Origin of the sequence: Hoylesella shahii, from assembly GCF_937990675.1 — a bacterium.
Lineage (GTDB): Bacteria > Bacteroidota > Bacteroidia > Bacteroidales > Bacteroidaceae > Prevotella > Prevotella shahii.
In genome coordinates, this window is record NZ_CALKQY010000046.1 from 18450 (window position 1) to 43814 (window position 25365).

Genomic DNA, 25365 nt, shown 5'->3' on the forward strand with positions numbered 1-25365 from the left:
CCCATTATTTTTCAATACGTGAATTCAACAAGCAAGTGCAAATACGCATAAATCGTTGCAGAATAAACGATGAGACGAGTATCTTTGCAGAATGAATAAAGAATTTTTTGAAGCAATGCAGAATAAAGAAAGGAAAAGTAACTTGCTCGTTTGCAATTGGTAACCCATTCGTTCTTTGTTTATTCTTAGTTTGTTGATTATCAGAATGAACCTTTTCCTGGCGTTTTGTGTGCCTCAATGAGCAATAACACCACTTAGGCTTTCAACCCTTAGCAGGTTGCAAGTCTTTTTTTGTGTTAAGTGAAGTAATGAAAGTTTACAAAACCTACCCTTGCGGAGTCACCCTTCTAGCGCACAAGGAGGGCAAAAAGTGTACAAAAAGCACACAAAAAAGCATTTTTTGGCGAGGTGGTTACCCCAAAAAACGGCTAGTTTATGGCTATTTGCCGCATTTTAGTCTTCTAGAAAGGTTGCCTGTCATGATTTTCAGTAGGTCAATTTGAGCCATTTTTACGCCATTTGAAGTAAAACGGCGAAAGAATATGCAAATCTTTGTTGAACAAAAACCACCATTTAGTAATGCGTTTAGCACCAAAACACCTCGCGTTTAGCAGCAAAACGCAAGGCTATTTGCAGCAAAACGCAGAGCTATTTGCAGCAAAACGCAGGGTAAAAACCTATGTTTTGCGCGGTTAAAGGTAGAAAATGCCCGCCAAACACGAAGAAAACGGCTAGAAAGGTGCTCTATAACACATTTTTAGTCTTTAATTCTGACAACCCCAATATTTATGCGCATCCAGTGTTGGAAAATGCATAAAACAACGAAAAAAAGGCCAAAAATGGGTGTTTTTGCTAGTTTTTGAGAGTAATGTTTTGAAAATCACGTGGTTATAAACTTTGAAAATACGCCATAATTTTCGGCAAGAGGGTGGCGTGATGGATAAAACGGGCTAGAAATGTGTTAAATCTATGTAGTAAAACTTTACAAATCGGTGGCGCGTTGTTGGCTCGTTGCATTTTGCCCGCCAGTTTATCGTCTCGCCAGCTCACAGCGCTTAGCGCTCCAAGCAAGGTATATGCCACAGCATGAGCCAAACAAACTTATAAAAATAACCTAACTTGTGCTTCATTATGCCATAAAAACATGGTGTTTTAACGCAAAAAGTTGTACTTTTGCAGCGTGGAACAACAGTAAGTAAATAAACGGTTGTGCCGAATGCCCTTTAAGAACCACACCAATTAGATAAAAACATATCAACAATGGCAAACTTGAGATTTGAAGTTGTGGCAGAAGCCTACAAAAAGAAACCACTGGAAGTGATTACACCAGCAGAAAGACCATCAGAGTTTTTTGCAAAGTATGTTTTCAATCGTGCGAAAATGTACAAATATCTACCCGCCGATGTTTACGAAAAACTTACAGACGTTATCGACAATGGCACGCGTCTAGACCGCTCTATTGCCGATGCTGTAGCCAAAGGCATGAAACAATGGGCCAACGAGCACGGTGTGACGCATTACACACACTGGTTTCAGCCCCTCACCGAGGGCACGGCAGAGAAACACGATGCCTTTGTTGAACCCGACGGAAAGGGTGGAATGATTGAAGAATTCTCAGGAAAACTGCTTGTTCAGCAAGAACCCGATGCCTCTTCTTTCCCCAATGGTGGCATTCGCAACACCTTTGAGGCTCGTGGTTATTCGGCCTGGGACCCCACATCGCCAGTGTTTATCATCGACGACACATTGTGTATTCCCACCATCTTTATATCTTATACGGGCGAATCGCTCGACTATAAAGCACCTTTGCTGCGCTCGTTGCATGCCGTTAACACCGCTGCAGCTGCCGTTGCACAATATTTCGACCCCGAAGTAACGAAGGTTACCTGTAACTTGGGCTGGGAACAAGAATATTTTTTGGTAGACGAGAGTTTGTATTTTGCTCGCCCCGACCTGATGCTTACAGGCAGAACGCTGATGGGACACGACTCGGCAAAGAACCAACAAATGGACGACCATTATTTTGGAACGATACCCGAACGTGTGCAAGCCTTTATGAAAGACCTCGAAATACAAGCCTTAGAACTGGGCATACCCTGCAAAACACGGCACAACGAAGTGGCGCCCAACCAGTTTGAGCTGGCACCCATCTTTGAAGAAGCCAATTTGGCCGTAGACCATAACATGCTGTTGATGTCGCTTATGAAGAAGGTGGCACGCAAACACAGCTTCCGCGTGCTGTTACACGAAAAACCATTTGCTGGCGTTAATGGCAGTGGCAAGCACAACAACTGGAGTCTTTCTACCGATAGAGGCGTGTTGCTACACGCTCAGGGTAAAACGTCTGACGAAAATTTGCGCTTTATCGTCTTTATTGTCGAAACACTTATGGGTGTGTATCGCCATAATGGTTTGCTCAAAGCCTCAATAATGAGTGCTACCAATGCCCATCGTTTGGGCGGACACGAAGCCCCTCCGACCATCATCTCCTCGTTTCTAGGTAAGCATCTAAGCGAACTGTTAACCCGAATAGAGCGTGCCGACGATGGCGAAGAGTTTGCCGTGGCAGGTAAAAAGGGCGTGGAGCTAGACATCGAACAGATACCGCAGTTGCTAATCGATAACACCGACCGTAACCGCACGTCGCCTTTCGCCTTCACAGGAAACCGTTTTGAGTTTCGCGCATTAGGTTCGGAAGCCAACTGTTCGTCGGCGCTTATCGTGCTAAACTCGGCTGTGGCCGAAGCGCTCAACAGCTTTAAACAACGTGTTGATGCGCTGGTGAACGAAGGAAAAGAATTGAAATCGGCCATTGTGAGCGTGTTGCGCGACGATATTCGCACTTGCAAACCCATCGTTTTTGATGGCAATGGCTATTCAGAAGCTTGGGTAGAAGAGGCCAAACGCCGCGGTTTGGATACCGAAACAAGTTGTCCGCTGGTGTTTGATAGGTATCTCGACGAAGCCAGTGTGCAGATGTTCGAAAGTCTAAACGTGATGAAACGCAACGAACTGAAAGCCCGCAACGAGGTGAAATGGGAAATTTACACCAAGAAAATTCAGATAGAAGCACGCGTATTGGGCGACCTTTGCATGAACCATATCATCCCCGTTGCCACGCATTATCAAAGCAGATTGGCCAAGAACGTGCAGAGTATGTTCGGCATCTTTGGTAACGAAAAGGCGCGTATTCTCACCTCGCGCAACGTGAAAATCATTGAAGAGATTGCCCAGCGCACACAAACCATCGAAACAAAAGTGGAAGAATTGGTGGCTGCACGTAAGTTGGCTAACAATATTTCTTGCGAAAGAGAAAAGGCTATTGCCTATCACGACAACATTGCTCCTCGCATGGAAACCATTCGTTACGAAGTGGATAAACTGGAATTGCTTGTGGCCGACGAACTTTGGACACTGCCTAAGTATCGAGAATTGCTATTTATTAGGTAGTAAGGTAGTAAGGTAGTAAGGTTGTAAGTGGATGAGTAAGAAAGTGGATTTGCTTCTGATGTAAGTAGACAAGGTAACATATTCGTAAGAAGCATGCGGCAGAAACGCTACTACGATAGCCGCAACACCTTGCCATACATCTTTAATTACACACCCATTCGCGGTAAAACGGCATCGTTAAGTTTGCTGTTTTACCGCGAATGCGTGTTTATTAGCCACTTGGTGTGAGTGTATTAATTGTGAGGTGCGTTTATTAACCATCTCGCACGCGTTATGTTGGGCACATTAAGAGTGGTGAGATTTTCGTTTCACACATTGTTTAGTAGGGTATGCCCTGCAAAAGGCAATCGATAAGGTATGTTTATCTACGTGCATTTGTTGCGCACAGCCCCCGAGTAAACACAAAAAGCAAGGTGTAAAATAGTAAACAGACACAAGGAAAGGCAAATAATACGCCCTGATTTAAATCTTAAAATGTATTAACAATACGAAAAGAAACATTAATTATTGCATAAAACCTAACAACCTACAGATATTTGACCTATATTTGTAAAACCTTTATTAAGGAATACGAACAAATTGAGTGTCTAAAAAACAACCTTTATAGACTCAGACTCAACAATTCGCCCCTCGCCAATGGGTAGGAGCAGTGCCAGGTCTCGGCAGTAAGTGTAAGAACATGCAGCATAAGGAGACGACGACACGCACAAAACTGCTAACCAAAACCATTTAGCGAACAACTATCCGCCAGAAAGCGCTCGAAAAACCAAGCGAGCAATAACAAAAAACTAAAAACGTAAGCACGTATCTATAACAACTATCATGCAAAGTATGCACAATGGCAGCTTAAAACGTTGCCCACACAGTGCAAACAACGGCATGGAGTGAACCCCAGGCAACAAACAAAGTCGCCCAAGCGGGCTAATTATGGTGCGCGCTGCAAATCTTAATATATGTAAACAACATGAACGAGTATTCTAACCGAACGGACAACCTCTTCAAAGGATTCCAAAGAAAAAGACTTGGGTTAAGCTTTATGCCTCGGCAAGCTTCGCTCATGCTGTGCCTTGCACTTGGGTTTGGGGCTGTTTTGCCAAAGGCTCACGCCGAAAACGTGGCTGCCACGCACCAGTTTTCGGGCAACGCCACCCTGCAACAGCAAAGCAAAGTGGCCAAAGGTGTTGTGACCGACAGCAATGGTGAACCATTAATTGGTGTCAGCGTAACCGAAAAGGGTACAAACAACGCCTATGTAACCAATGTGAACGGCGAATTTGAACTGCGACTGTCGTCGGCTAACGCCCAAATAGTGGTGTCGTATGTGGGCTTCTTGCCACAAACCCTGAAGGCTACAACCAATATGCGCATCGTGCTAAAAGAAGATAGCAAGGCCTTGGGCGAAGTGGTGGTGGTGGGATATGGCGCACAAAAGAAAGCCAATCTTACAGGAGCTGTTACCAGTGTAGATGTAAATAAGAGTCTCACGAGTAGGCCTATCGCCGATATTGGTCGTGGACTGCAGGGCGTTGTGCCCGGTATGAACGTGCGCGTTCCCACGGGTGAGGTGGGTTCAGACCCACTTATCAAGATTCGCGGACAGATTGGGTCTATCGAAGGAAACAATGCCCCACTCATTTTGCTTGATAATGTGGAAATACCTAGCATTCAAGTGGTGAACCCCAATGATGTGGAAAGCATATCTGTACTTAAAGATGCAGCCTCGGCTTCTATCTATGGTGCTAAGGCTGCCTTTGGTGTTGTGCTCATAACCACAAAGAATGGAGCAAAGAGCAACCGCTTGGAGGTGAACTATTCTAATAACTTCTCGTTTCAAGACCCAGCCCGAAAACTGGAGATGGGTGGCATCGACGCTTTGCAATACACCCTAGATGCGCAGATTAACCGCGGTGCACCCCTGCCCGCTGGTGGATTTTGGCGCATCAGTGCAGAGAGTTTGCAACGCATGCGCGAGTGGCAAGAGAAGTATGGCGGTAGCGTTAGCTGGGACGACCCTGTGAAATACGGTCGCGACTGGGAGGTTATAGGAGGACAAAAATTTGGCTATCGCATCTACGATGGCGTGAAAGCCATGGTGAGAAGCTGGGCTCCTTCAATGACACACAACCTCTCGGTTAATGGTAAGTCGGGCAATACCTCTTATAATATAGGTCTGGGATATTTCTCACAAGATGGAATGTCGCGCACTGCTAAGCACGACGACTTTCGCCGTTACAACGCTTCGCTGTCGTTGCAATCAGAACTTAACAAGTGGGTTACGGTGAGAATGAGTTCTATATACTCAGACCGTAACAAACGTTATCCAGGCGTTGGAACCACTGCTTCCGACCCTTGGCTCTATCTTTACCGCTGGAGTCCACAGTTCCCCATTGGTGTAACTAGTGATGGCAACGCCATTCGTGAGCCTTCTTACGAACTGGGAGCAGCCAATACTAATAACCGTCAAGACAAATATTTTAATATTAACCTTGGCTTAACGGTTAACATTACGAAGAATTGGGACTTCAAAGTGGATTATACCTACGACCATAGCGCATTAGAAACAAACGAGTCGACAGTGCAATATCGTGCCGCACAAGTGTGGTATAACCCCATTGAGTGGCTAGATAACGGCTATACCGTGTACGTAGACGAGAATGGGAACCGAACCGATACGGGCGGAATACCCGCTTATCGCTTCCCCGTGGAAGACTATTACTCGAATATTAGTGCCAATTATGTACGACAAAACACTCGTGCTGCCGACAATAACACCATTAATGCCTATACCACTTACAACCTACGACTGGGGGCAGAGAAGGAACATGCCTTTAAATTTATGGCTGGTATGAACCAAGTAACCAGCAAATGGAGCTCGCATCAAACCGAACGTAGCGGACTAATCGACCAAACAAACCCGCAATTCCATTTGGCTGGAGGTGTATATAACGGCGATGGCAACCGCAACTGGGAAGGACAATTGGGCTTCTTTGGACGTGTGAACTATGCTTATGCCGACCGTTATTTGCTCGAAGCCAACGTAAGACGCGACGGCTCGTCGAAGTTTCCTAAGCATTTGCGCTGGCGCACATTCCCTTCTTTCTCAGCAGGATGGGTGTTTACCAACGAGCCTCTTGCGCAAAGCATCACCAAAGTGGTGAGCTTTGGTAAGTTCAGAGCATCGTGGGGAAGCATCGGAGACCAATCTGTGCCCAACACTTTGTATCGTGCCGTAATGGCCAATGCCACAAGCACATGGCTTGATGGCAGCAACAAACGCATGCCTTTGTTTGGAACACCAGCGTTGATTGATAGAAATATCACTTGGCAACGCATCGAAACACTTGACCTGGGTGTTGACTTGCGTTTCTTAGACAATAAACTGGGTGTGACATTCGACTGGTTTAAGCGCGATACGAAAGACATGATTGTGCCTGGAAACGAACTACCAGTGACACTAGGAACATCTTCGCCCAAAGGTAACTTCGGACATCTGCAAACCAAAGGATGGGAAGTGTCGCTCGATTTCAACCATCGCTTTGCCAATGGAGTGGGCGTTAACGCCACTTTCTCGCTCTCGGATGCTATCACAACCGTCATTCAAGGCGCCGATTATCACAAGCCATGGGAAGTGAGAAGTGTTTACGACGAGTTTTCAACGGGTCGTAGATACGGCGATATCTATGGACTAGTTACCGATAGACTGTTCCAAAAGGAGGATTTTGAATACGATGCCACAGGCAAAAACATCGTTCGCACCAACGTTATTTATAAAGGTACGCTCCGTTCTACCAACAAACAAACGGCTCGTTACCCCGTTTATCAAGTGCAATACGAAGATGGCGACAAACTGGTGTTTGCACCTGGCGACGTGAAATTTAAAGATTTGGACGGCGATGGATATATCAATGCTGGCTCGGCAACCAATGGCGACCACGGCGACTTGGCTGTTATTGGCAACTCTACGCCACGTTACGAGTATAGTTTCCGCATCGGAGCCGACTATAAAGGTTTTGATATCTCTATCTTCTGCCAAGGTATTGGCAAACGCAAGATATGGGGTTCGGGCCAATTGGCTATCCCCGGATTTAACGCTAAGGAAGGAGCAATACCCAAAGCTTTTGCAACCGACTACTGGAGAGAAGACAGAACAGATGCTTTTTACCCACGTGCATGGGACTTGGGTAACAATAATACGGGCTTTAGCATGCAACGCCAAAGCAAGTATCTGCTGAACATGGCCTACCTGCGTGTTAAGAATATCAACCTAGGATATTCGTTCCAACAGAACTTGATTAACAAAGTGGGACTCACAAAGGCAAGACTTTATCTCTCGCTAGAGAATTTTATTACTTTTGATAACCTGCGCGGACTGCCTGTAGACCCAGAAGCAATCTCGGGTTACTCGATGTTTACCTCGGGACACACCTACAACCTAGGCCGAACTGGTACAGGAACACCCGTGTTTAAGTCGCTATCGTTTGGCGCACAGCTCACCTTCTAAATGACATTCTTATGAAACTAAAGATATTTTCATTCATCGCCACCTGTGCCTTTGCTTGCACTAGCTGCAACGATGTGTTGGATAGACCCTCACAGACCACAGCTGAAGACCCTGAATATTGGGTGAACGAAACCAATGTTCGCCTTTATGCCAACGCCTTTTATCCAAACTTCTTCCCTGGATATGGCGTGGGATATGGCCAAACGGCATACACACCTAATGGTCAATACAACTTTAACGACGATGTTGTGATTAAAGGTTCGCAACCGCAATTTAGTCGGGCGGTGCCTAGTTCGAAAGGAAGCATAGAGCTTACACTCGATTGGGAAAGCCAGTTTACCGGTCCGTCGTGGAACTTTGCATGGGTTAGAAAAGCCTGTGTGATGAAAGACCGAATCCAACAACTAATGGGCGACAAACTCACGGGCGAGCAATTCCGCCACTGGTTGGGCATCGCACGCTTCTTTCATGCTCTGGAATATGCCCGATTGGTAAACGTTTTCGGAGATGTTCCTTATTATAGTCACGAAGTACATCGCGACCAACTGAGCGAGATTTACAAAGAACGCAATCCGCGAAACGAAGTGATGGACTCGGTTTTTTCCGATTTCCGCTATGCCCTGCAAAACGTAAAACAAGACGATGGCGCACAATATGTAAACCAATATGTGGTGGCCGCCTTTGTTTCGAGATGGGCCTTGTTTGAAGGTAGCTGGCAAAAATACCACTATCAAAACAACGAACGCGCCAAACTTTGCTTCAATCTAGCCGTTGAAGCTGCGCAGGTGGTTATGAATAGTGATAGGTATGCCATCGCAACCGACTTCCGTTCGCTCTTCGGTTCTACCGATTTAACCAAGGCTAAGGATTGCATCTTCTATCGTAAATATGATGCTGAACAGGGCGTAACACATTGTGTGGCATCGTATTGCAACCTTAATTCGCCCACAGATATGGGGCCAAACCTCGACCTTATCAAGGCATTTATCTGCAACGATGGCAAAGATTGGAACTCAACCACAATGACTGCCGCCAAAGATTTCACGCTCGATAGCTTGATAGCAACGCGTGACCCACGTTTCGAAGCATCGTTCTATCACAAGCCAACAGAGAATGCAAAGAGCTGCGGACTATATGTTACCAAGTTTATTCCACGCTCGGCACTCTCGTATCTCAACATAACCGGTGGCTCACCTGCACCCGAATTTCAGGGCGATAAAAACGTAACGGGCTATCCCGTGATGCGTTATGCAGAGGTGTTGCTCAACTGGATTGAGGCTAAAGCAGAACTAGCAACCTTGGGCGAAGCAGCTGTTACGCAGGCAGACATCGACCGTTCTATTAACGCCATACGTAAACGCCCACTCGATGCCGAAGCAATAGAACGCCACGTGAAGCAAACGGCGGCCATGAAACTAGATGATTTGAATAACGACCCAAAGCGCGACGCCGATGTTTCGCCACTTCTATGGGAAATAAGACGCGAACGACGCATGGAGTTTGCTTTCGAATTCTCGCGCGTTATCGACCTGCGTAGATGGAAGAAGCTTAACTATATGGACACCGATGCTAACCCCGACCTACTGATGGGTACTTGGGTGAACTTCCCAACCGAGCTACCTAAGGTGCTTAACGATAAAACTGTGGGAGCTTATCGCGTGATGAATGCAGCAGGAAAACTGGTTACCTATAATGGTAAAAATGCCAATCTGATGAAGGGTTTCTTCTATCCGAAAGAAACGATTGGCCGATTGCCTTTCCTTAACCTGCCTAACGTTAACCCCTATCTCTCGCCCATCGGCTATAACGATATTAAGAATTACGCCAAAGAGGGATACCATCTAAGTCAAACAAAGGGATGGCCCGAGGGATATTAATATAAAGTATGAGTGCGAAAGGGGAAAGATGAAAGGGTGAAATGAGGATAATGTGACAAGAAGTTTACTTGCTTGACAAGCGAAAAGGAGCATGTTGCACCATAAAACTAGGCTACTGCTCACCATGCCAACGGGCATTGGTAATCGCTCCTTAGACTTTAACTTACTCACGCCTTAAGCAACACACCCCAAATCCTAACTCCCCCTTCCCTCATCACACACAAACTTTAAACTCAAAAAAAGCATGTATAAGCTTAAGAACATAGGATTGGCGGCAGCTATGATGATGATGGCTGCTCTCGCATCGTGTGGCGACAACTATCCAAACAGTATGGATGCACCATACGACACCAACTTGCTGTCGATTAAGATAGTGAACGTGGGCGCCAATGGCGATAAAACAGTAGAAGGAAAGATTGATGAAGAGAAAAAAGAGGTGTCGTTCCCGAAGCTTGACACCCTAACCAACTTCGCTGCACTGAAACTTGAGGCTACGCTCTCTGATGGAGCGAAACTCGAAAACACCATTGTAGACTGCAAAATGGCTCGCGACGACGAACAAAAGAAACTCACCATTCGCGTGCTTAACCACAATCGCTATAAGGATTACTTTATGACGGTGCGCAAACGCATACCGCCTACAGGAGCTGAATTTAATGAAGCTAAGGTTTATAGCTTTACAGGAGACAATCGTTACGAAGACTTTAACACGCTCAGCACACGTTGTGCCGACTTTGATGGGCAACATGTTCTGGTGGTAACTCGTTCGGCTAACAAACCGCACTTGTTGAAAGTAGACGATTTGAAGGCGGGTGTTATTAACCGTCTGCCACTCGATCTCACCGATGTTAGCGGTGGTACATTCCCCTATAATATGGGTGCGCTGGCCAATGGACATGTATATATGGCCTCGCTGGCAGGCGGTAAGCCTTCGCCTTTGAAGATTTATTACTGGGAAACACCCACATCTGTACCCCAACTGATATTCAGTTCTGTAGTGCAAGACATCCCCGAATCGGGTAAACGCTATGGCGATAACATGTCGTTGAACATTGATAAGAATGGCGATGGCTATATCTTCTTTGGCGAAAACACGGCACAAAACATCCTAAGACTCACCGTGTCTGATCATAAAACAGTGGGCGACCCCACTATTTTACCTGCCGACGCTAAGATGAAGGTGGCCATGAACATCTACCGTTATGCCAATACGGGCGATTATCTATATAGCGGACTGGCCATGCCCATCACACTTACGGGTAACGCAGCTGAGAAAAAGTTTAGTCTAAGCGCTGAGAACCAACCCGCTGAGGCCGTGGCTGCACGTGCATTTATGTTTAATAAAAAACGCTATCTCATCACCTGTGCAGCTGGTTTTGGTAGTGCCAGTAAGGCCACGCCCACGCTTTACGTCTACGACATTAGCAAAGGCAACAACCTAGCCGAAGCTTTAGAACGCTTTGAGGCGGCAAGCGAGCACACACCTGTTTACTCGTTTATCCTGGGTGGTGCAGGAAATGCAGCTCCATCGCCCACCACCAACTTCTATATTGAGCAAGATGCCAACGGCAAAGACGCCAAACTATATCTCTTTGCATCGAGAGCTGAGTCGGGCTTTGTTATCGTTGAGGTGCCACTGGCGCAGGATAAGGATGATTAATAACTGCTGGCCTGGCGCTTTAAAGGCGTCTGTCGCCTCACTTTAAAATTCAAAGTTAAATGCAAATGGCTTATAAGCTTCGAGGGCGAAGCATGTGCAACCGCCTTATTGCTTCGCTCTTCTAGTTCGAACCATCACAATTTTAAACATTCGGAATATGAAAACCTGGAAAAAAATAGCTCTGGCACTGAGCACCGTCTTGGTTGTGGCTTGTCATCACGACGACAACAACAGCCAAACCGAAACCGCTACCCAACCCCTTTTGCCCCAAAAAGAATTGCGTGGCGTATGGATGGCCACCGTGTGGGGACTGGATTGGCCTCGCGGTAACTACGACGCCGATGCTCAAAAGGCTAGTTATGTGGCCTATATGGACCTCTTCGAACAAAACAATATCAACGCCGTGTTCGTGCAAGTAAGAGGCATGGCCGACGCATTTTATAAGTCGGACTACGAACCATGGAGCAAATACATCACCGGCGAAGCTGATAAAGACCCTGGATACGACGTGCTTCGGTTTATGATAGACGAGGCACATAAGCGCGGTATTGCCTTTCATGCTTGGCTCAACCCTTATCGCGTGTCTACTAAAAAAGCCACCGATGCCAACTTCCCCGAACTGGATAGCCGCATTCCGCAGACAATGACGGTGGATTATAAAACCATTAGGGTGTACAATCCTGCATTGCCCGAGGTGCGCCAACGCATCTTCGACATCGTGAAAGACCTTATCACCAAGTATAATGTTGATGGTGTGCACATTGATGATTATTTCTATCCTGCGCTCACTGCTGGCGAAAGCATCAAGGATGCCAACGATTTTATGCGTTTTGCACCGAAGGATGGCGAGGGCAAACCTTCTATCACGATAGAAGATTTCCGCCGAAACAATGTAGACCTCACGGTGAAGGGCATTCATGATGTGATACAAGCCACTCGTCCCGAGGTGGCTTTCACCGTGAGCCCTGCTGCCGATCCCGCTTATAACTACGACCGTATGTATGCCGATGTGCTGAAATGGTCGCGCGAGGGCTGGACCGAAGCCATCATCCCGCAGTTGTATTTCCCTATGGGAAGTGCACAAACCAACTTCAATCATCGTCTGCATTGGTGGTCACAGTTCACCTTTAACAATGCGCTCTTTGTGGGTTATGGCACTTATAAGTTTGGTTCAGTTCAAACGCCAGCCTATCAAAGTGCCGCAGAGTTGAGCAACCAGTTTGCTTTTGCCAAGAGATACAAGAAGGTTATGGGTAGTGTGCTTTATAGTGCCAAAGACTTAACCGAAAATCCTGTTAACATTCTCGCGGCTATTAAAGAGGCTTACAAACTTCCTGCTGTGCTGCCTTACCTCGGTAAGTACACTGCTACGCTGCCTGCCACACCCACAAACGTGAGGGCTAACGGCAAAACCCTGCAATGGAATGGCGCAGAAGGCGCTTATTATGCCGTTTATCGTAGCAATGGAGTCGGAAAAGAAGCCGTAACGGTGGCCGTAACACGCCAGCAAGAAGTGGCTTTGGCCGATGCTGGAACCTATTTTGTTACGGCTGTTAGCAAGAAAGATAATGCCGAGAGCGAACCTTCGGCAATGGTAGAGGTGCGCTAGTAGGGTGCTCGCTCTGCCTCATTGTTGCACACAGTGTTGCGCTTTGTTGGCGCATAGCTGGCAACCTTCCCTTTAGTTCAATCTTTTTCAGAGTTTATATTTTAAGGGTTAAATTTAATGTTTCAATTTTAATGGTGGCGCAGGGCACGCGTGAGGCGTCTCCCTGCGCATTTTTTGTTTACCCTTTTCGTCTTTTCGCGTTAGCTTTTGGGGCTATAGAGTGGGGTACCAGCTGATTGTAGCATTGCTACAAGCGCCTTGTACTGGCACTACAAGCCGTTTGTAGTAGCAGTACAAGTGGCTTGTAGTAGCAGTACAAGATAGCCTGTACTGTGCATTATCTGTTGTATAACGAGATTAGTTGTGTTGTAGAACGAGATTAGTTGTCTGTAGAACCACAAGCCACCCCCGTGCGAGCAGCAATAAAAGTGCTGCAAACCCGAGTTTTCTTGTATGTCTTTGCAACTTACGTAGCCCGCTACGCCTGCATTATAACGACAGGCAATCTGTTCGACATTAAAACATAATCTGTTTATGCTCTAATAACCATTTGGGTTAAAGCTAAACAAAAGGGCTGACACCTCGTGCGAAGTGTCAGCCCTTGTTGTTACTAGCTTATAAAAGTTTTTACCCTGAAGCAACAAACTTTTATCAACAGTGTGCAGAAGATAAGGAATGTAGACGGAAACATCAAATTATCGACGTGCAATTATTTAATGGGGTTGCCCTTATCGTCTTTCCTTGAGAGCGAAGCCACTTGCACTTTGAAGTCGGATTTGGTGTTATCGTCGTCAACAAACTTTCTACCGTCCCAGCGTCTAGTAAGCGCCAATCCCGAATAAGTGGGGTAATCAATATTTTTGATGCTGATAAACGGCACGTCGGTAACGGCGTTATAGCCCTTATCCAGTTTGCACGGTCGCATTTGAAATTGGCTTTTGGGGCAAATGGTGATACAATCTATCACATCGGCAAACGGAATTTCGATAGCCTCAAAGTCGGCAAAGGCGCTGCTGGTGATAGTGATATAGTGCAGATAGCCCGGTTTGTCTTTTGTTTCTTTATAGTTTTGTGCAAAGTCTTCGGGAGTCCACGGCAACTTAATGAGTGCAATACCGCCATGTTCCGACACCTCTTGCAGGTCGAACGAGGGTAAGATATTCCCGCGTTGGTCTTTTCTGGTCATGATTGCTTTCAGGTCTGGCACGTTCGGATTGTTTTTACCCGAGTGGTCGTAGTCGGCATTAGTCCATTCAAAGTCGGCCTTGCGCAGGTCGAGAAAAGCCTCCAAGCCCTTGTACATCGACAAGTCTTCGCCTTCCAATTCTTTTTCGAAAGCAGCCTTATGGTCTACGGCATATTTTGCAACGATGATAGAATGTTTGGGTTGTATGGGCAGATCTTTACCTTTTCCAGGGAAAAAGGCAAGTGCATTAATGCCGTAATAGCGATTTACAAAATCGTCTTTCGGGGCGAAGGTGATAACCTTTGTGGGGTCGATGGCGTGTGCGCAGAGGGCCAAATTGTCGAGATATTGCACCTCATCGGTGGGATTATAAATCTCGATATATTGGTCGTCGTTGTAGTTATTGTTATTGTTTTTAAAGCCCCATTGCCTCACATCGCGCACCCAATAGTGGCCAATGTAGAACACCTCTTTAATAATAAGGTGGTCGACCTTGGTTTTAGCGTTTGACTGTTTAACGGGCAATTCGTTGCGCACGCATCCTGTAAGCAAGGCAAGGAGCATGAGCGTTGCAAGCTGTTTCATGTTGTTTTGTTGTTAATTGTTATCTGAAGCGTTGTGTCAAGCGTTTATGAGCAGGTTATAGAAACCAGTTTCCAAATCCCGAGCCACCGCCCACGCCGTGGGTTTGCAGGTTTTGCGAGGCTTCGAGTGCTTCGGCGGGTGTTAATCCAATTTCAAGTCCCAGGTAATAATAGAACGGGTCGTTGGGGTCGATGGCCGTTGGGTCGGTATCGAAGCTGCTGCAATACACCTTTATGGGAATGTTAAAGCGTATCACCTCTTGCCATTGCGAGTCTGCACCATACTCTTTTGGTTCGTCGGGGTTGAACCAGTCGGCGCAGATAAGTTCACTAATAAACTCGTAGGTTGAGTGTCGGCGCAGATATTCGTTGCGTGGTATGAGTGCTTTTTTGCCTTTAGGACACTTCATCACCCTCACCGAGAGGTAGAATTGTGGCAGCAGGTATGAAGGGCGTGTGTATTTTCCAGCCTCGCCAGTGGCGGGGTCGGTGCGTTTTGTAATTTCCAGTGGCCACTCGCTATGCAAGTCGTCGTTCTCATCGGCATCGAGGTCGAAGTTAAAGTGTCCTTTAAGTCCCACGCGGTCTTGGTCGTAGGGAGCCACAGCCCAGTCGGCATCCTTTCGTGTTAAGGGAGCGAGCAACCTTTGATTAAACAATTCGCGAGCGCCATCGCCCATAGCATCGTGTATCCAAGTATCTCGATAGGTGTATTCAAAAATCTTTGGTGTGGCGTCGGCTCGTTGTTTCCAGGTGGTTTTGTCGGCAAAGAAAGGCGAAGCAACGGGCGTATTGTCAATCGTTCCGCCTTTTTTCCATTCGCCAAACCTATTGCGTTTGGGGTGCCAAGTGCCACGGCAGTCGGTTATTTCGTAAGGGTTTCCTTTATCGTCTACATCGCTAACGGTGAAGAATATTTGATACTCGTCCGAGTGGTTTAGAATATCGTCGTTCATTAGCTTACCATCTTTGTCGAAGAAATAGAGGCACAATCCCCATCGCTTCAGTCGTCCGCCAATGATGCGAATGTAGTTAGGTCCCTCTTTGCCAGCATACTGTTCCAGATAAGTAACAGTGCTTTGTTTTTGTACCTGCACATCGGGCCATGTAGCGTTGTTGTTGTGGATAATAGCAAACTGTTCTTGTCGCCAAGGAGCATTGTGATACACAAAGTTTCCGTGCATCATCCCATCGCCATGCGAGTGACCTTCTTTGAACATTGCCAAGCAAGTAGCCCAATTAGCGAAGGCGCCGTTGGGGTCGTTATTAGTAAGAGGTTCGGCGATGTGTATTTTTTTTAAGCTATCAACGTACTTGTCGGCTCCGCTATGAGGTATGGGTTTGGCCTCAAGAGGGTTGTCGTTGTAGTTGATGTTCACGTTTCCGAACACGAAATCGTCGCAAGCCACAAGAGTGGTTAAGGCAGTTATGGCCACCAAAACAGCCATTATTTGCGTGCGAAGGCAGCGTTTGGCAGGCTGTTGTTGCGCCTTATGTGCGCTGTCGGATAGGTTTATATAGTGCATGAGTCTGTTTATTGTAGTTGAATGTTATGGCCTTCACCTCTTGGGCTAGGCCTTTTGTGGCTAATTACATGGCCACCACGCTTCTGCGATGTTTGTAAAAGAAGGAAGAAGGCTGTGTTAGCAGCATCCAAAGTTGTGCAGCGTCGATGCTGGGATAGAAGCGTTTGGCATCGGCAACGCATTTCTCTTGTCCGTCTTTCACATCGGCAATCACTCTAACGGGTAGGGGATAGTCGATGTCGAAGCTGTCCCATCCCGACTGAATTTGGTTAAAGTCCCATAGATAACCATTTTCGCTATTGGCAGCATTCACGTATTTGGCTGGCTTTTCGGGTTCGCCCACGTGCTGTTGACCTTTATTAAGGATGTTACAAATCTTTACTTGCAGCGAAAAACAGATGTGGGCCAGCTTAAATTGCAGCACGCCTTTAAAGCCCAGTCTGTCTAAAGGAGCGCCGGCATCTAAGCTTCGTGCTTGCCTTAGCAGTCCCACTGTTTCTCCGTAGCGTTGCCTTGGTGCATCAGTGTCGGGGTCGGTAAAGTCGTCGTTGTACGAATCAACGAAGAGTTTTCCCAATTCTTCCTCCACGGGGTCGGTGTCTCTATACTCGTAGGTAAACACTTCTGGTGTTAGTTTATTTAGTTCCATCATGTCAATCACCCTAAAAAGGTTGTATGTTTTGCCATCGTCAGCGGTGTAAGGCTGTGTAGCTTCGGGCTTTCCAGAGCGTTCTATGGCTTTCCAAGCAAGTTCGGGGTTGTAAACCACATTGTTTTGGCCATAGCCAAAGTTGCTGGGCGCAAAGATATTTGTGGCCGAGAACTTGGTGGCAGCAACAGCCTGTCCGCCATCTTCCCTAAAAGTGTATCGGTCGATGTAGGTGGCGGGCTGTGTAAGTGTGCGTGGGTAGGCCAGTTGCAAGCCTTGTTGCGCAGCGCTGGAGTTAAGTTTCAGCGAGTCGTCGGCAGCAAGCGTGGTGTTGCCAATGCCAAAAAAGTGTTGGTGCATCATCAGTGTAGAGGTGTTTTCGTCAGGAACACTCACCCCATCTTTATCTTTGATGAAGGGATAGGCCGAGAATTGGTGATTGATGAGCATTCCGTTTTGGTCGTAATACCTCAATTCCAGTCCATAATAGATGTTGGGTGCAGCCACAACATCAAATTGTTGTCGGCTCGTTGTGACGGTCATCTCTCCGTTATCGTCTTTTACGATGTCTATTTCTTGCGTGATGGGCACCACGGTGCTATCTGTAGCCACGTGATATGTGTTGTAAACGGTTACGGAGTCGTCGCCATTCGGTCCAACACCGATAAGTCCGCCTTTATATCCCATTCTTAAAATGGCGTGCACGCTGTATATCTGGTCGTGTCCTTTCACGTCTCTTTCGATAGACGAGGGAGGAGCTTGGATAATTTTTTTAAAGAAATCGTCCACCTGTTCGTTGCTGCAGGCAGAGGCAAGAATCATAAAGCCTAGCGTTGCAGCAGCATTTTTAAATGATATGTGTAGCATAGCGTTTCTTGTTATGTGATAGTTGAAGTAGCGACGTCTTTAGAATTTAAAGAGCGTTCGCAGAGAGAAGTTGGCTCCACGTTCGTGTGCGTAGTACCTAAAGCGGTCGGTGTACTCCTTATAAAGATTGTTCAGCACATTATCGCCCACGAGCATCAGTTTTAGTTCGCGGTGTTGGGGCATGCGCCAAGCCACTTCGGCGGTGCCGTTGAGCAAGAAATAGGGGTCGGGCGAGTCGCTTACGAGGTCTTTATCGGGGTCGAATCGAGTTTGTTTCGTTACATATATTCCCGATAGCGACAGCGTTGCGCGCCATTTACCGCTTTTATTGAGCAGTCGGGTGTAGGTGGCCGAGAGTCCATAGCGGTCGGATGGCATAAAGGGCAGCCAGTCGTTGCGTGTGATGTTGCGTGCAAACATCCATTCTCCTTTAGCCACGAGTGTGAGTCCTTCAATCGGTTTGGCTGTAGCTTCGATGTCGCCACCCGTTAGTTGCACATCATCTTGGTCGTAAATAAACTTGGGGTACTTGCCGCTAGGGTGGTTATGAAATCGGTCTTTGCCCGTTCCGATGTGGTCGTAAATATAACTATTGATGCGTTGGTAGAAGAAACTGGGTTCGATATTGAACCACGTGTTGCGATATCTCACGCCCACCACCGACTTATATCCTCTTTCGCTGGCCAGGTGTCTGTTGCCAATCACCCAGTAAGAGCCTTCTTGAAGGCCGATGGCATACAGCTCATTGATGTCTGGTGGACGCCACGACCAACCGATATTCGCCCTCATATCCCAGTTGTCGTTAAGCTGATAATGGCCTGCCAGGCTAGCGGTGAAGTTGCTATAAAGTTTAAAATCGTCGTAATAAGTATAGTTACTCAAACTGGTATAGCCGTTAACCGACATCACGCGGAAGTCGTATCGCATACCCAAAGCCATCTGCAGCTTGCCCCATTCGGCCTTGTGTAAGAAGTATCCACCCATGGAGAGGGCTGCAAAGTTGGGCACAAAGGCAGGCTGTTTGGTGCCAGGGTAGTTATAGTTGGTTTGATAAGTGTTAGAAAGTCCAGCGTCGGTGGTCATTTTCCACAGTTTCCATTTGGCGTGCCACAACACATCTCCCTTGTATGTTTTAAGGATGAGGTCTTGCATGGGTATCCAACTCCATTGTGCTTTTTTACGATTTTCGAACTCTTGACGCAGATTTTCTTGAAACGACAGTGTGAAATCCACCTGATGATTGGCGTTGAGTCGCCATTTCAGTTCGCCCTTTAGCGTGACGTGTTGCGACTGTTGGAAAGGCGGTTTAATCTCGTAAGAAAAGGGTTGAATGGTTTGAGGGTCGGGGCGTCCATACTCAAAGCGTTTCACAAGTTGGTCTAAGTCGCTCACCTTACTGGCGTAATAGATGCCACTTCGTTGATAATAAATGCTAGAGAAGATTGTGGCCGTGATGTGTTTGCCTTCGTAGCCCAGCATCCCCGATAGGCTAATGGTGTTATATCCCGTATTGTTAAGGCGATAATCGGCCGTGCTGTAATCGCCACCTTTGGTGTACATGCCGTGAACTCGTGCCCCCCAGCGACCATAACCCGCCTCAACAGTGGCGCTACCGCTAGCGCCTCGTGCGTTGGTGTCGTAGCCCAAGTTTACGTTTCCCTTGGTGGTAAGGTGCTTATTGCCCCAAGGCAGTGGCGCATCGTTAAGCAATACCACGCCACCCATGGCGCCAAAGCCATAGCGAATGCATTCGGCACCCTTCACCACTTCAACCATACTCGACCCCGTATAGTCTAGTTCGGGCGCATGGTCAGCCCCCCAGCTTTGGCTTTCCAGTCTAACACCGTTGTTCATAAGCAAAATTCGGCTGCTGTGCATGCCCTGAATAACAGGTTTGGCGATGGTGTTGCCAGTACTGATAGAACTTACACCCGGCACCGCTTCAAGCAGTTTGGCCAGCGAAGTAGCTCCACCTTTCTCCAGCGCATCGCTTCCTATAGTCGCCGTTTGTTGCATTTGGTTGGTATGGCGTTTCATTGCCGTCACCTCAACGTTGCCAATCATCTTGGCATCGTCGGCCATTTTTAGCGTAAGTGTTTGCGAAAGGGAGGGCGCAAACGAGCGCACAAGCCGTTTAAAACCCACTGAGGATACCTCAATTCTAGCCTTTTCGGTATTGGCTTTTAGTTTAAGTTGGCAGTGCCCATTAACATCTGTTACTACAGGAGCAAAGGCCGCGTTGCATCTAACCACAGCACCAGCAATGGGTTCGCCAGAACTTTCGCTCACCACCACCACGTTTTGAATGATGGCATCATCGCTGGTGGGGGATTGCAGGCACACGTTTTCTGTGGCATAGGCCCACAATGGCATGCCCGTTAAGCACAAGGCAAGGGTGAAGAACAGTGCCACATGCCGAGCATAACAAGCCCAAGGGGCAGTGCACCTTTTGTTTGTTTCATTTAATTTCATATTGGTTTATAGATAACGTAGAGTTATTGTTTCCCTATTAATTAGTAATGGCCTCTCGAAAGGGGCCGTTTTGGCCGGCTCGTTATCTGTGGGTCGGTGTGTAGTAGTTGCAGTTTGCCTGTTTAAGAATTTCGCCAAACATGCCTATACCTTATTATATATAAGCGTTGCAGGTATGTAACGTTTGTAGATAAACGTAGTATTTACTTGTAAACGTTGGTGAGTGGTGTCTTAATCAGACGCTTTCTTCTTGCCAGCAGGTGTTGCGGGCATTGCTATTTACATTTGCAGCTGTTAGATAATATAACGTTTATAAATCGCTGCAAAGGTCTTAATAATTTACAAGTTGTGCAATACCGAAATTTAGGTAAATGTTTACACACCTTTCTTTCGTGTCTACTAAGAATAGGGGAGCAATAAATAAGGATGCTGTTCATAATCTTTGGCATAGAATTGGTCTGTTTTCGTGTTGTTGTATAACTAAAAAAGCAACGAAATTAACCGATGAAAATACCTAAGAAACATATCCTTGTGCGATAGGGATTAGAGAAGCAAATACCTACTGTTATGGGTGTCGATCGAGCGAATGTTGTTCCCGATGGCTGTTAGGTTGTATCACAATCCGAAAAACTGCAGTTATACACAATGATTTACGCTAAAAAGTTTTGATCTTTCAAGCTTTCGCGCTATATTTGCAGCAGTATGGCAAAGCAACAAGAAGCAATTAGAGAGCGTGTGCGTACCAACCTGCACGAGCCGCGCAAGTATAAGGTGTTAATTCATAACGATGATTTCACCACAATGGATTTCGTCGTGATGATATTAAAGGTTGTGTTCTTTAAGTCAGATGCCGAAGCTGAATCGCTCATGCTCGCCGTACACCGAAGTGATAAAGCCGTTGTGGGCGTTTATAGCTACGATGTGGCTATGTCTAAAGTGGGAAAAGCCACTGTTATGGCACGCCAAGCAGGCTACCCTTTACGTTTAACCTGTCAACCTGGGTAATCATTATGCCAGCATATATCAATTCTTACGATACCGACTTGGTTCTCAATGGGGCACGAAATTATTCCGTACTCTATAGGAATGAGTTCGTTACACCCGAACATTTGCTTCTGGCGTTAACGGGCTTAGAAAACTTTGCGCTCTCGTTGCAAACGTCGGGAGGTAACGTAGCAAGACTAAATGCCGAACTAGTGGATGTGGTGACGAAGATGGAGACTGTGCCTGTTGATTGGAATCAGTTGCCTAACCACTCCATGCAGATGGAACTGTTGCTCGATAATGCGCATAAACTGGCTATGTTGGCCGAGGTTCAGGTGGTGCAAGTGCCCCATCTAGTGATGGCTTTGCTGGGTTTGCAAGATTCGAATGCTGCCTATTTACTGGGCAAACAGCTAGGAGAAAACACTTCAAGCTTTGTCGCCGAACTGGTTAGTCTCTATGATAGCGACGACGGCTTGTCGGGTTATGGCGATACAGACGCCTTTAACGACGATTTCGATATGGATGAAGAGCGCGAAGAACTATGGCGCTCGCTGGTTACTTGCGTAAACGAAACCTATAAAAAACATAACCCGCTCATCGGTAGAGAAAACGAATTGCAACGCACCATTCAAGTGCTTTGCCGAAAAGAAAAGAATAATCCGCTGCACGTGGGCGAGCCTGGAGTGGGCAAAACTTCGCTGGTTTACGGACTTGCTGCAATGATTGAAAACGGAGATGTGCCTGAACGACTCAAAGGCTGTCGCATCTATCAGATGGATATGGGCACAATGCTCGCAGGAACACAATACCGCGGCGATCTCGAAAAACGCATTAAGCAGGTGATGGACGGGCTGCTGGAGGAGGGAAATACCATCCTTTACATCGACGAGATACACAACCTTGTGGGCGCAGGGCGTGCAAGCGAAGGCTCAATGGATGCCTCGAACATGCTCAAACCTTATCTCGAAAGTGGAGATGTGCGCTTTATCGGAAGCACCACCTATGCCGAATATAATCGTTATTTTGCAAAAAGCGCGGGTATTGTGCGTCGCTTTCAACAAATTGACGTGCCCGAACCTTCGCCCGAAGAGGCTGTGAAAATCCTTAGCGGACTGAAACGACAATACGAAAAGTTTCATAACGTGACCTATGCGCCAGAGGTGATTGAGTTTGCCGTGAAAGCTAGCGCTAAATATATCAACGATAGGTTTTTGCCCGACAAAGCTATCGACCTCATAGATGAGGCTGGTGCCTACCGACAAATGCACCCACTGCCCACCAAACGACAAAAGGTAGACAAGGAACTCGTGGCCGATGTGCTTACAAAGGTGTGCAAAGTGCAGGCCGTGGCTCTCAAAGACGAGGGCAACGAGGCTCTGCTCACCCTAGAAAAACGTATGAAACAGCAAATCTATGGGCAGGATAAGGCCATAGAACTGGTAACTCAAGCCATACAAACGGCTAAGGCTGGACTCACCGAAGAGGGAAAACCACTGGCCGCAATGCTCTTCGTGGGCCCCACAGGTGTGGGAAAAACCGAGGTGGCTCGCGTGCTAGCTGCCGAACTTGGCATCGAACTGGTGCGCTTCGATATGAGCGAATACACCGAAAAACATGCCGTTGCTAAGCTCATTGGCTCGCCAGCTGGATATGTGGGCTATGAAGATGGTGGACTACTTACCGATGCTATACGTAAGTCGCCCAACTGTGTGCTGCTGCTCGACGAAATAGAAAAGGCGCATGCTGATATCTATAACATCCTTTTGCAAGTGATGGATTATGCGCGTTTGACGGATAATAAAGGGCAGAAAGCCGACTTCCGCAACGTGGTTCTCATCATGACGAGCAACGCTGGTGCACAATTTGCATCCCAAGCCAACGTGGGATTTGCTAGCAAAATATCGCGCGGAGAAGCCATGATGGCACAGGTGAAGAAGACTTTTAAACCAGAATTCATCAACCGACTGTCGTCTACCGTGGTGTTCCACGATATGGATGAACCAATGGCTCGACTGATATTAAAGAAAAAAATCAATGCCCTAAAGCAACAATTGCTTGCCCGAAACGTGGAACTAACGCTCGACGAGAAGGCCGAAAACTATTTGTTGAAGGTGGGATTCACACCTTTGTACGGCGCTCGCGAGATGGATCGCGTTATCGCTGCAAAGCTTAAACCTCTGCTTACCCGAGAAATTCTCTTCGGAAAGCTGAAAAAAGGCGGAAAGGCCATCGTGAAAACACTGACCAATGAACCGCCAACACCCGACGACACCAATATGCAGCTGGTGCTCGACGTGCCAAAATGAGCTGCACTATCGCTAACATCGTTTTAAAATATCTCTCTCGCAATGCCCAAGTTTGTTTCTACATATAGCATTCTTTACGCGTACAATGGGCTGAAAAGGTCGTTGAGGGGGGAATACTGCGCGCTATGCTGGAGCTTGTCTCCACAGGCCACACACCTGCTTATGTACTGGGGCAGCGCGCGGATGGTGTTAACCAAATTCCTATTATACTATGGTGTTCGCGCTTGATTCAACACTTTGGTTTCCCGACCCACACTTGGGAGAACCCGATGGCTTGTTAGCCGTTGGCGGAGACCTTTCTGTAGACCGCATGTTGCTGGCCTACAGCTATGGCATTTTTCCTTGGTACTCCTTCCGTTATAACCGAAAAATACTTTGGTATTGCCCCATGGAGCGCTTTGTTATCTTCCCCGAAGAGGTGCATGTGTCGCACTCTATGCGCTCCTTAATTAATAAGGGCACATACAATGTTACGTTTAACCAGCAGTTCGACGATGTACTGAAACATTGTAGCCGTCTGCGTATCAAAGAAGAGGGTGCTTGGCTGGGCGTTGATATGATAAAAGCCTACCGCAAAATGCACGAACAGGGTTTTGCAGCCAGCGTTGAAGTGTGGCAGAGCGACCGCCTTGTGGGTGGTCTTTATGGCGTTACCATCGGCCGATGCTTCTTTGGCGAGAGTATGTTTTCGCTTGTTCCTAGTGCCAGTAAGCTTGCGCTTATCTTCTTAGCGCATTACATGCACGAACATGAAGGCTTGCTCATCGACTGCCAATTCGAAACGGCTCACCTGCGCTCGATGGGTGGACGCTTCATTCCTTACGACGATTACCTTAAGATTATACAGCAAGAATAGAAATGAACAACAACGAACTGATGCGCAGGGCCATTGCCTTGAGCGAAGAAAGTGTGAATAATGGTGGTGGCCCTTTTGGCACAGTAATTGCCCGAAATGGCGAGATTGTGGCCGAAGCGGCTAACCGTGTTACGCTCGATAACGACCCAACGGCACATGCCGAAGTGAGTGCTATACGATTGGCTAGCCGTAAATTGGGTACGTTTAACCTCGCTGGGTGCGACATTTACACCTCGTGCGAACCTTGCCCCATGTGTCTTGGTGCTATTTATTGGGCGCGACTGGATAACATTTACTATGCCAATAACCGTGAAGATGCCGCCAACATCGGTTTCGACGATGATTTCATCTACCATGAAATAGCACTTAAACCTAACGAACGCAGCAAAAATATGGAGCTGTTGTTGCCCGAGGAGGCCATTAATGCTTTTAAAATGTGGGAAGGGAAGGTGGAGAAAACCGAGTATTAAGGCGGTGGGTGTGTATGCGGGGGAAGGATGCCTAGCCACTTGTGGCTTTAAGCACCTCCCAAAGTCGTGACTGATTGGCATCTTGCTTGTGTTATCCTTTTGGCGTAGTGCATATCGACTTCAAGCCTAACACAAGCAATATGCACTACAAAACTAAAAATCCAAGCTATTCTAATCACTCTTTTGGGTTAAATTGCTTTTAATGGGGGGTGTTGCGCCATCTTCTTTTATCATTTTTCTCTATATCCGTTTACTTTATGGTTTAGAGAATGTAAAATAAACGGCGTGAAATTTAACATTGTGAATGCCATTTTTGCTCACCAACTGCCATTCGTTCGCAAATAATCGATTCTCGCGAAGGTTTG

General features: G+C 46.9%; 14 protein-coding genes. 10 read left to right on the forward strand and 4 right to left on the reverse strand.

Features of this window, described 5'->3' with window-relative positions; genetic code table 11:
• Window positions 1-1260: 1260 nt before the first annotated feature.
• From QME03_RS06790 to QME03_RS06815, 6 genes are all read left to right on the forward strand, one after another.
• Window positions 1261-3450, forward strand: coding sequence for a glutamine synthetase III family protein (locus tag QME03_RS06790; RefSeq protein ID WP_273112811.1), 2190 nt, complete (start codon window positions 1261-1263; stop codon window positions 3448-3450).
• A gap of 93 nt (window positions 3451-3543) precedes the next feature.
• The gene (locus tag QME03_RS06795) at window positions 3544-3678 is read left to right on the forward strand and encodes a hypothetical protein (protein WP_281723870.1); all 135 of its coding nucleotides are present in this window, start codon (window positions 3544-3546) and stop codon (window positions 3676-3678) included.
• An 829-nt stretch (window positions 3679-4507) separates the two neighbouring features.
• A complete protein-coding gene (locus QME03_RS06800; RefSeq protein ID WP_410521761.1) occupies window positions 4508-7951 on the forward strand; it encodes a SusC/RagA family TonB-linked outer membrane protein in 3444 nt (1147 codons plus the stop codon).
• Between the two features lie 11 nt (window positions 7952-7962).
• Window positions 7963-9828 carry a RagB/SusD family nutrient uptake outer membrane protein gene (locus QME03_RS06805; protein WP_281723872.1) on the forward strand — a complete coding sequence of 622 codons (1866 nt, stop codon included), beginning with the start codon at window positions 7963-7965 and terminating at the stop codon, window positions 9826-9828.
• A 244-nt stretch (window positions 9829-10072) separates the two neighbouring features.
• Window positions 10073-11488 carry a DUF4623 domain-containing protein gene (locus tag QME03_RS06810; RefSeq protein ID WP_281723873.1) on the forward strand — a complete coding sequence of 472 codons (1416 nt, stop codon included), beginning with the start codon at window positions 10073-10075 and terminating at the stop codon, window positions 11486-11488.
• A 157-nt stretch (window positions 11489-11645) separates the two neighbouring features.
• The gene (locus QME03_RS06815) at window positions 11646-13097 is read left to right on the forward strand and encodes a glycoside hydrolase family 10 protein (protein WP_281723874.1); all 1452 of its coding nucleotides are present in this window, start codon (window positions 11646-11648) and stop codon (window positions 13095-13097) included.
• Between the two features lie 709 nt (window positions 13098-13806).
• Here QME03_RS06815 and QME03_RS06820 read toward each other — a convergent pair.
• From QME03_RS06820 to QME03_RS06835, 4 genes are all read right to left on the reverse strand, one after another.
• Window positions 13807-14868, reverse strand: coding sequence for a DUF4876 domain-containing protein (locus QME03_RS06820; protein WP_281723875.1), 1062 nt, complete (start codon window positions 14866-14868; stop codon window positions 13807-13809).
• 55 nt (window positions 14869-14923) lie between these two features.
• Window positions 14924-16315 (reverse strand): hypothetical protein, encoded by a 1392-nt coding sequence (locus tag QME03_RS06825; protein WP_281723879.1) that lies wholly within the window; start codon window positions 16313-16315, stop codon window positions 14924-14926.
• Between the two features lie 142 nt (window positions 16316-16457).
• Window positions 16458-17909 (reverse strand): hypothetical protein, encoded by a 1452-nt coding sequence (locus tag QME03_RS06830; RefSeq protein ID WP_025815426.1) that lies wholly within the window; start codon window positions 17907-17909, stop codon window positions 16458-16460.
• Between the two features lie 39 nt (window positions 17910-17948).
• Window positions 17949-20381, reverse strand: a complete 2433-nt coding sequence (locus tag QME03_RS06835; protein WP_273146489.1) for a TonB-dependent receptor — start codon at window positions 20379-20381, stop codon at window positions 17949-17951.
• A 702-nt stretch (window positions 20382-21083) separates the two neighbouring features.
• Here QME03_RS06835 and QME03_RS06840 point away from each other — a divergent pair.
• From QME03_RS06840 to QME03_RS06855, 4 genes are all read left to right on the forward strand, one after another.
• Window positions 21084-21386, forward strand: a complete 303-nt coding sequence (locus QME03_RS06840; protein ID WP_025815425.1) for an ATP-dependent Clp protease adaptor ClpS — start codon at window positions 21084-21086, stop codon at window positions 21384-21386.
• Window positions 21387-21391: 5 nt separating this feature from the next.
• Window positions 21392-23674, forward strand: a complete 2283-nt coding sequence (locus tag QME03_RS06845) for an AAA family ATPase (RefSeq protein ID WP_281723876.1) — start codon at window positions 21392-21394, stop codon at window positions 23672-23674.
• 211 nt (window positions 23675-23885) lie between these two features.
• Window positions 23886-24530 carry a leucyl/phenylalanyl-tRNA--protein transferase gene (aat, locus tag QME03_RS06850; RefSeq protein ID WP_281723877.1) on the forward strand — a complete coding sequence of 215 codons (645 nt, stop codon included), beginning with the start codon at window positions 23886-23888 and terminating at the stop codon, window positions 24528-24530.
• Between the two features lie 2 nt (window positions 24531-24532).
• On the forward strand, window positions 24533-25000 hold the full coding sequence (locus QME03_RS06855) for a nucleoside deaminase (protein ID WP_281723878.1): 468 nt from the start codon (window positions 24533-24535) through the stop codon (window positions 24998-25000).
• The last annotated feature ends 365 nt before the right edge of the window (window positions 25001-25365 follow it).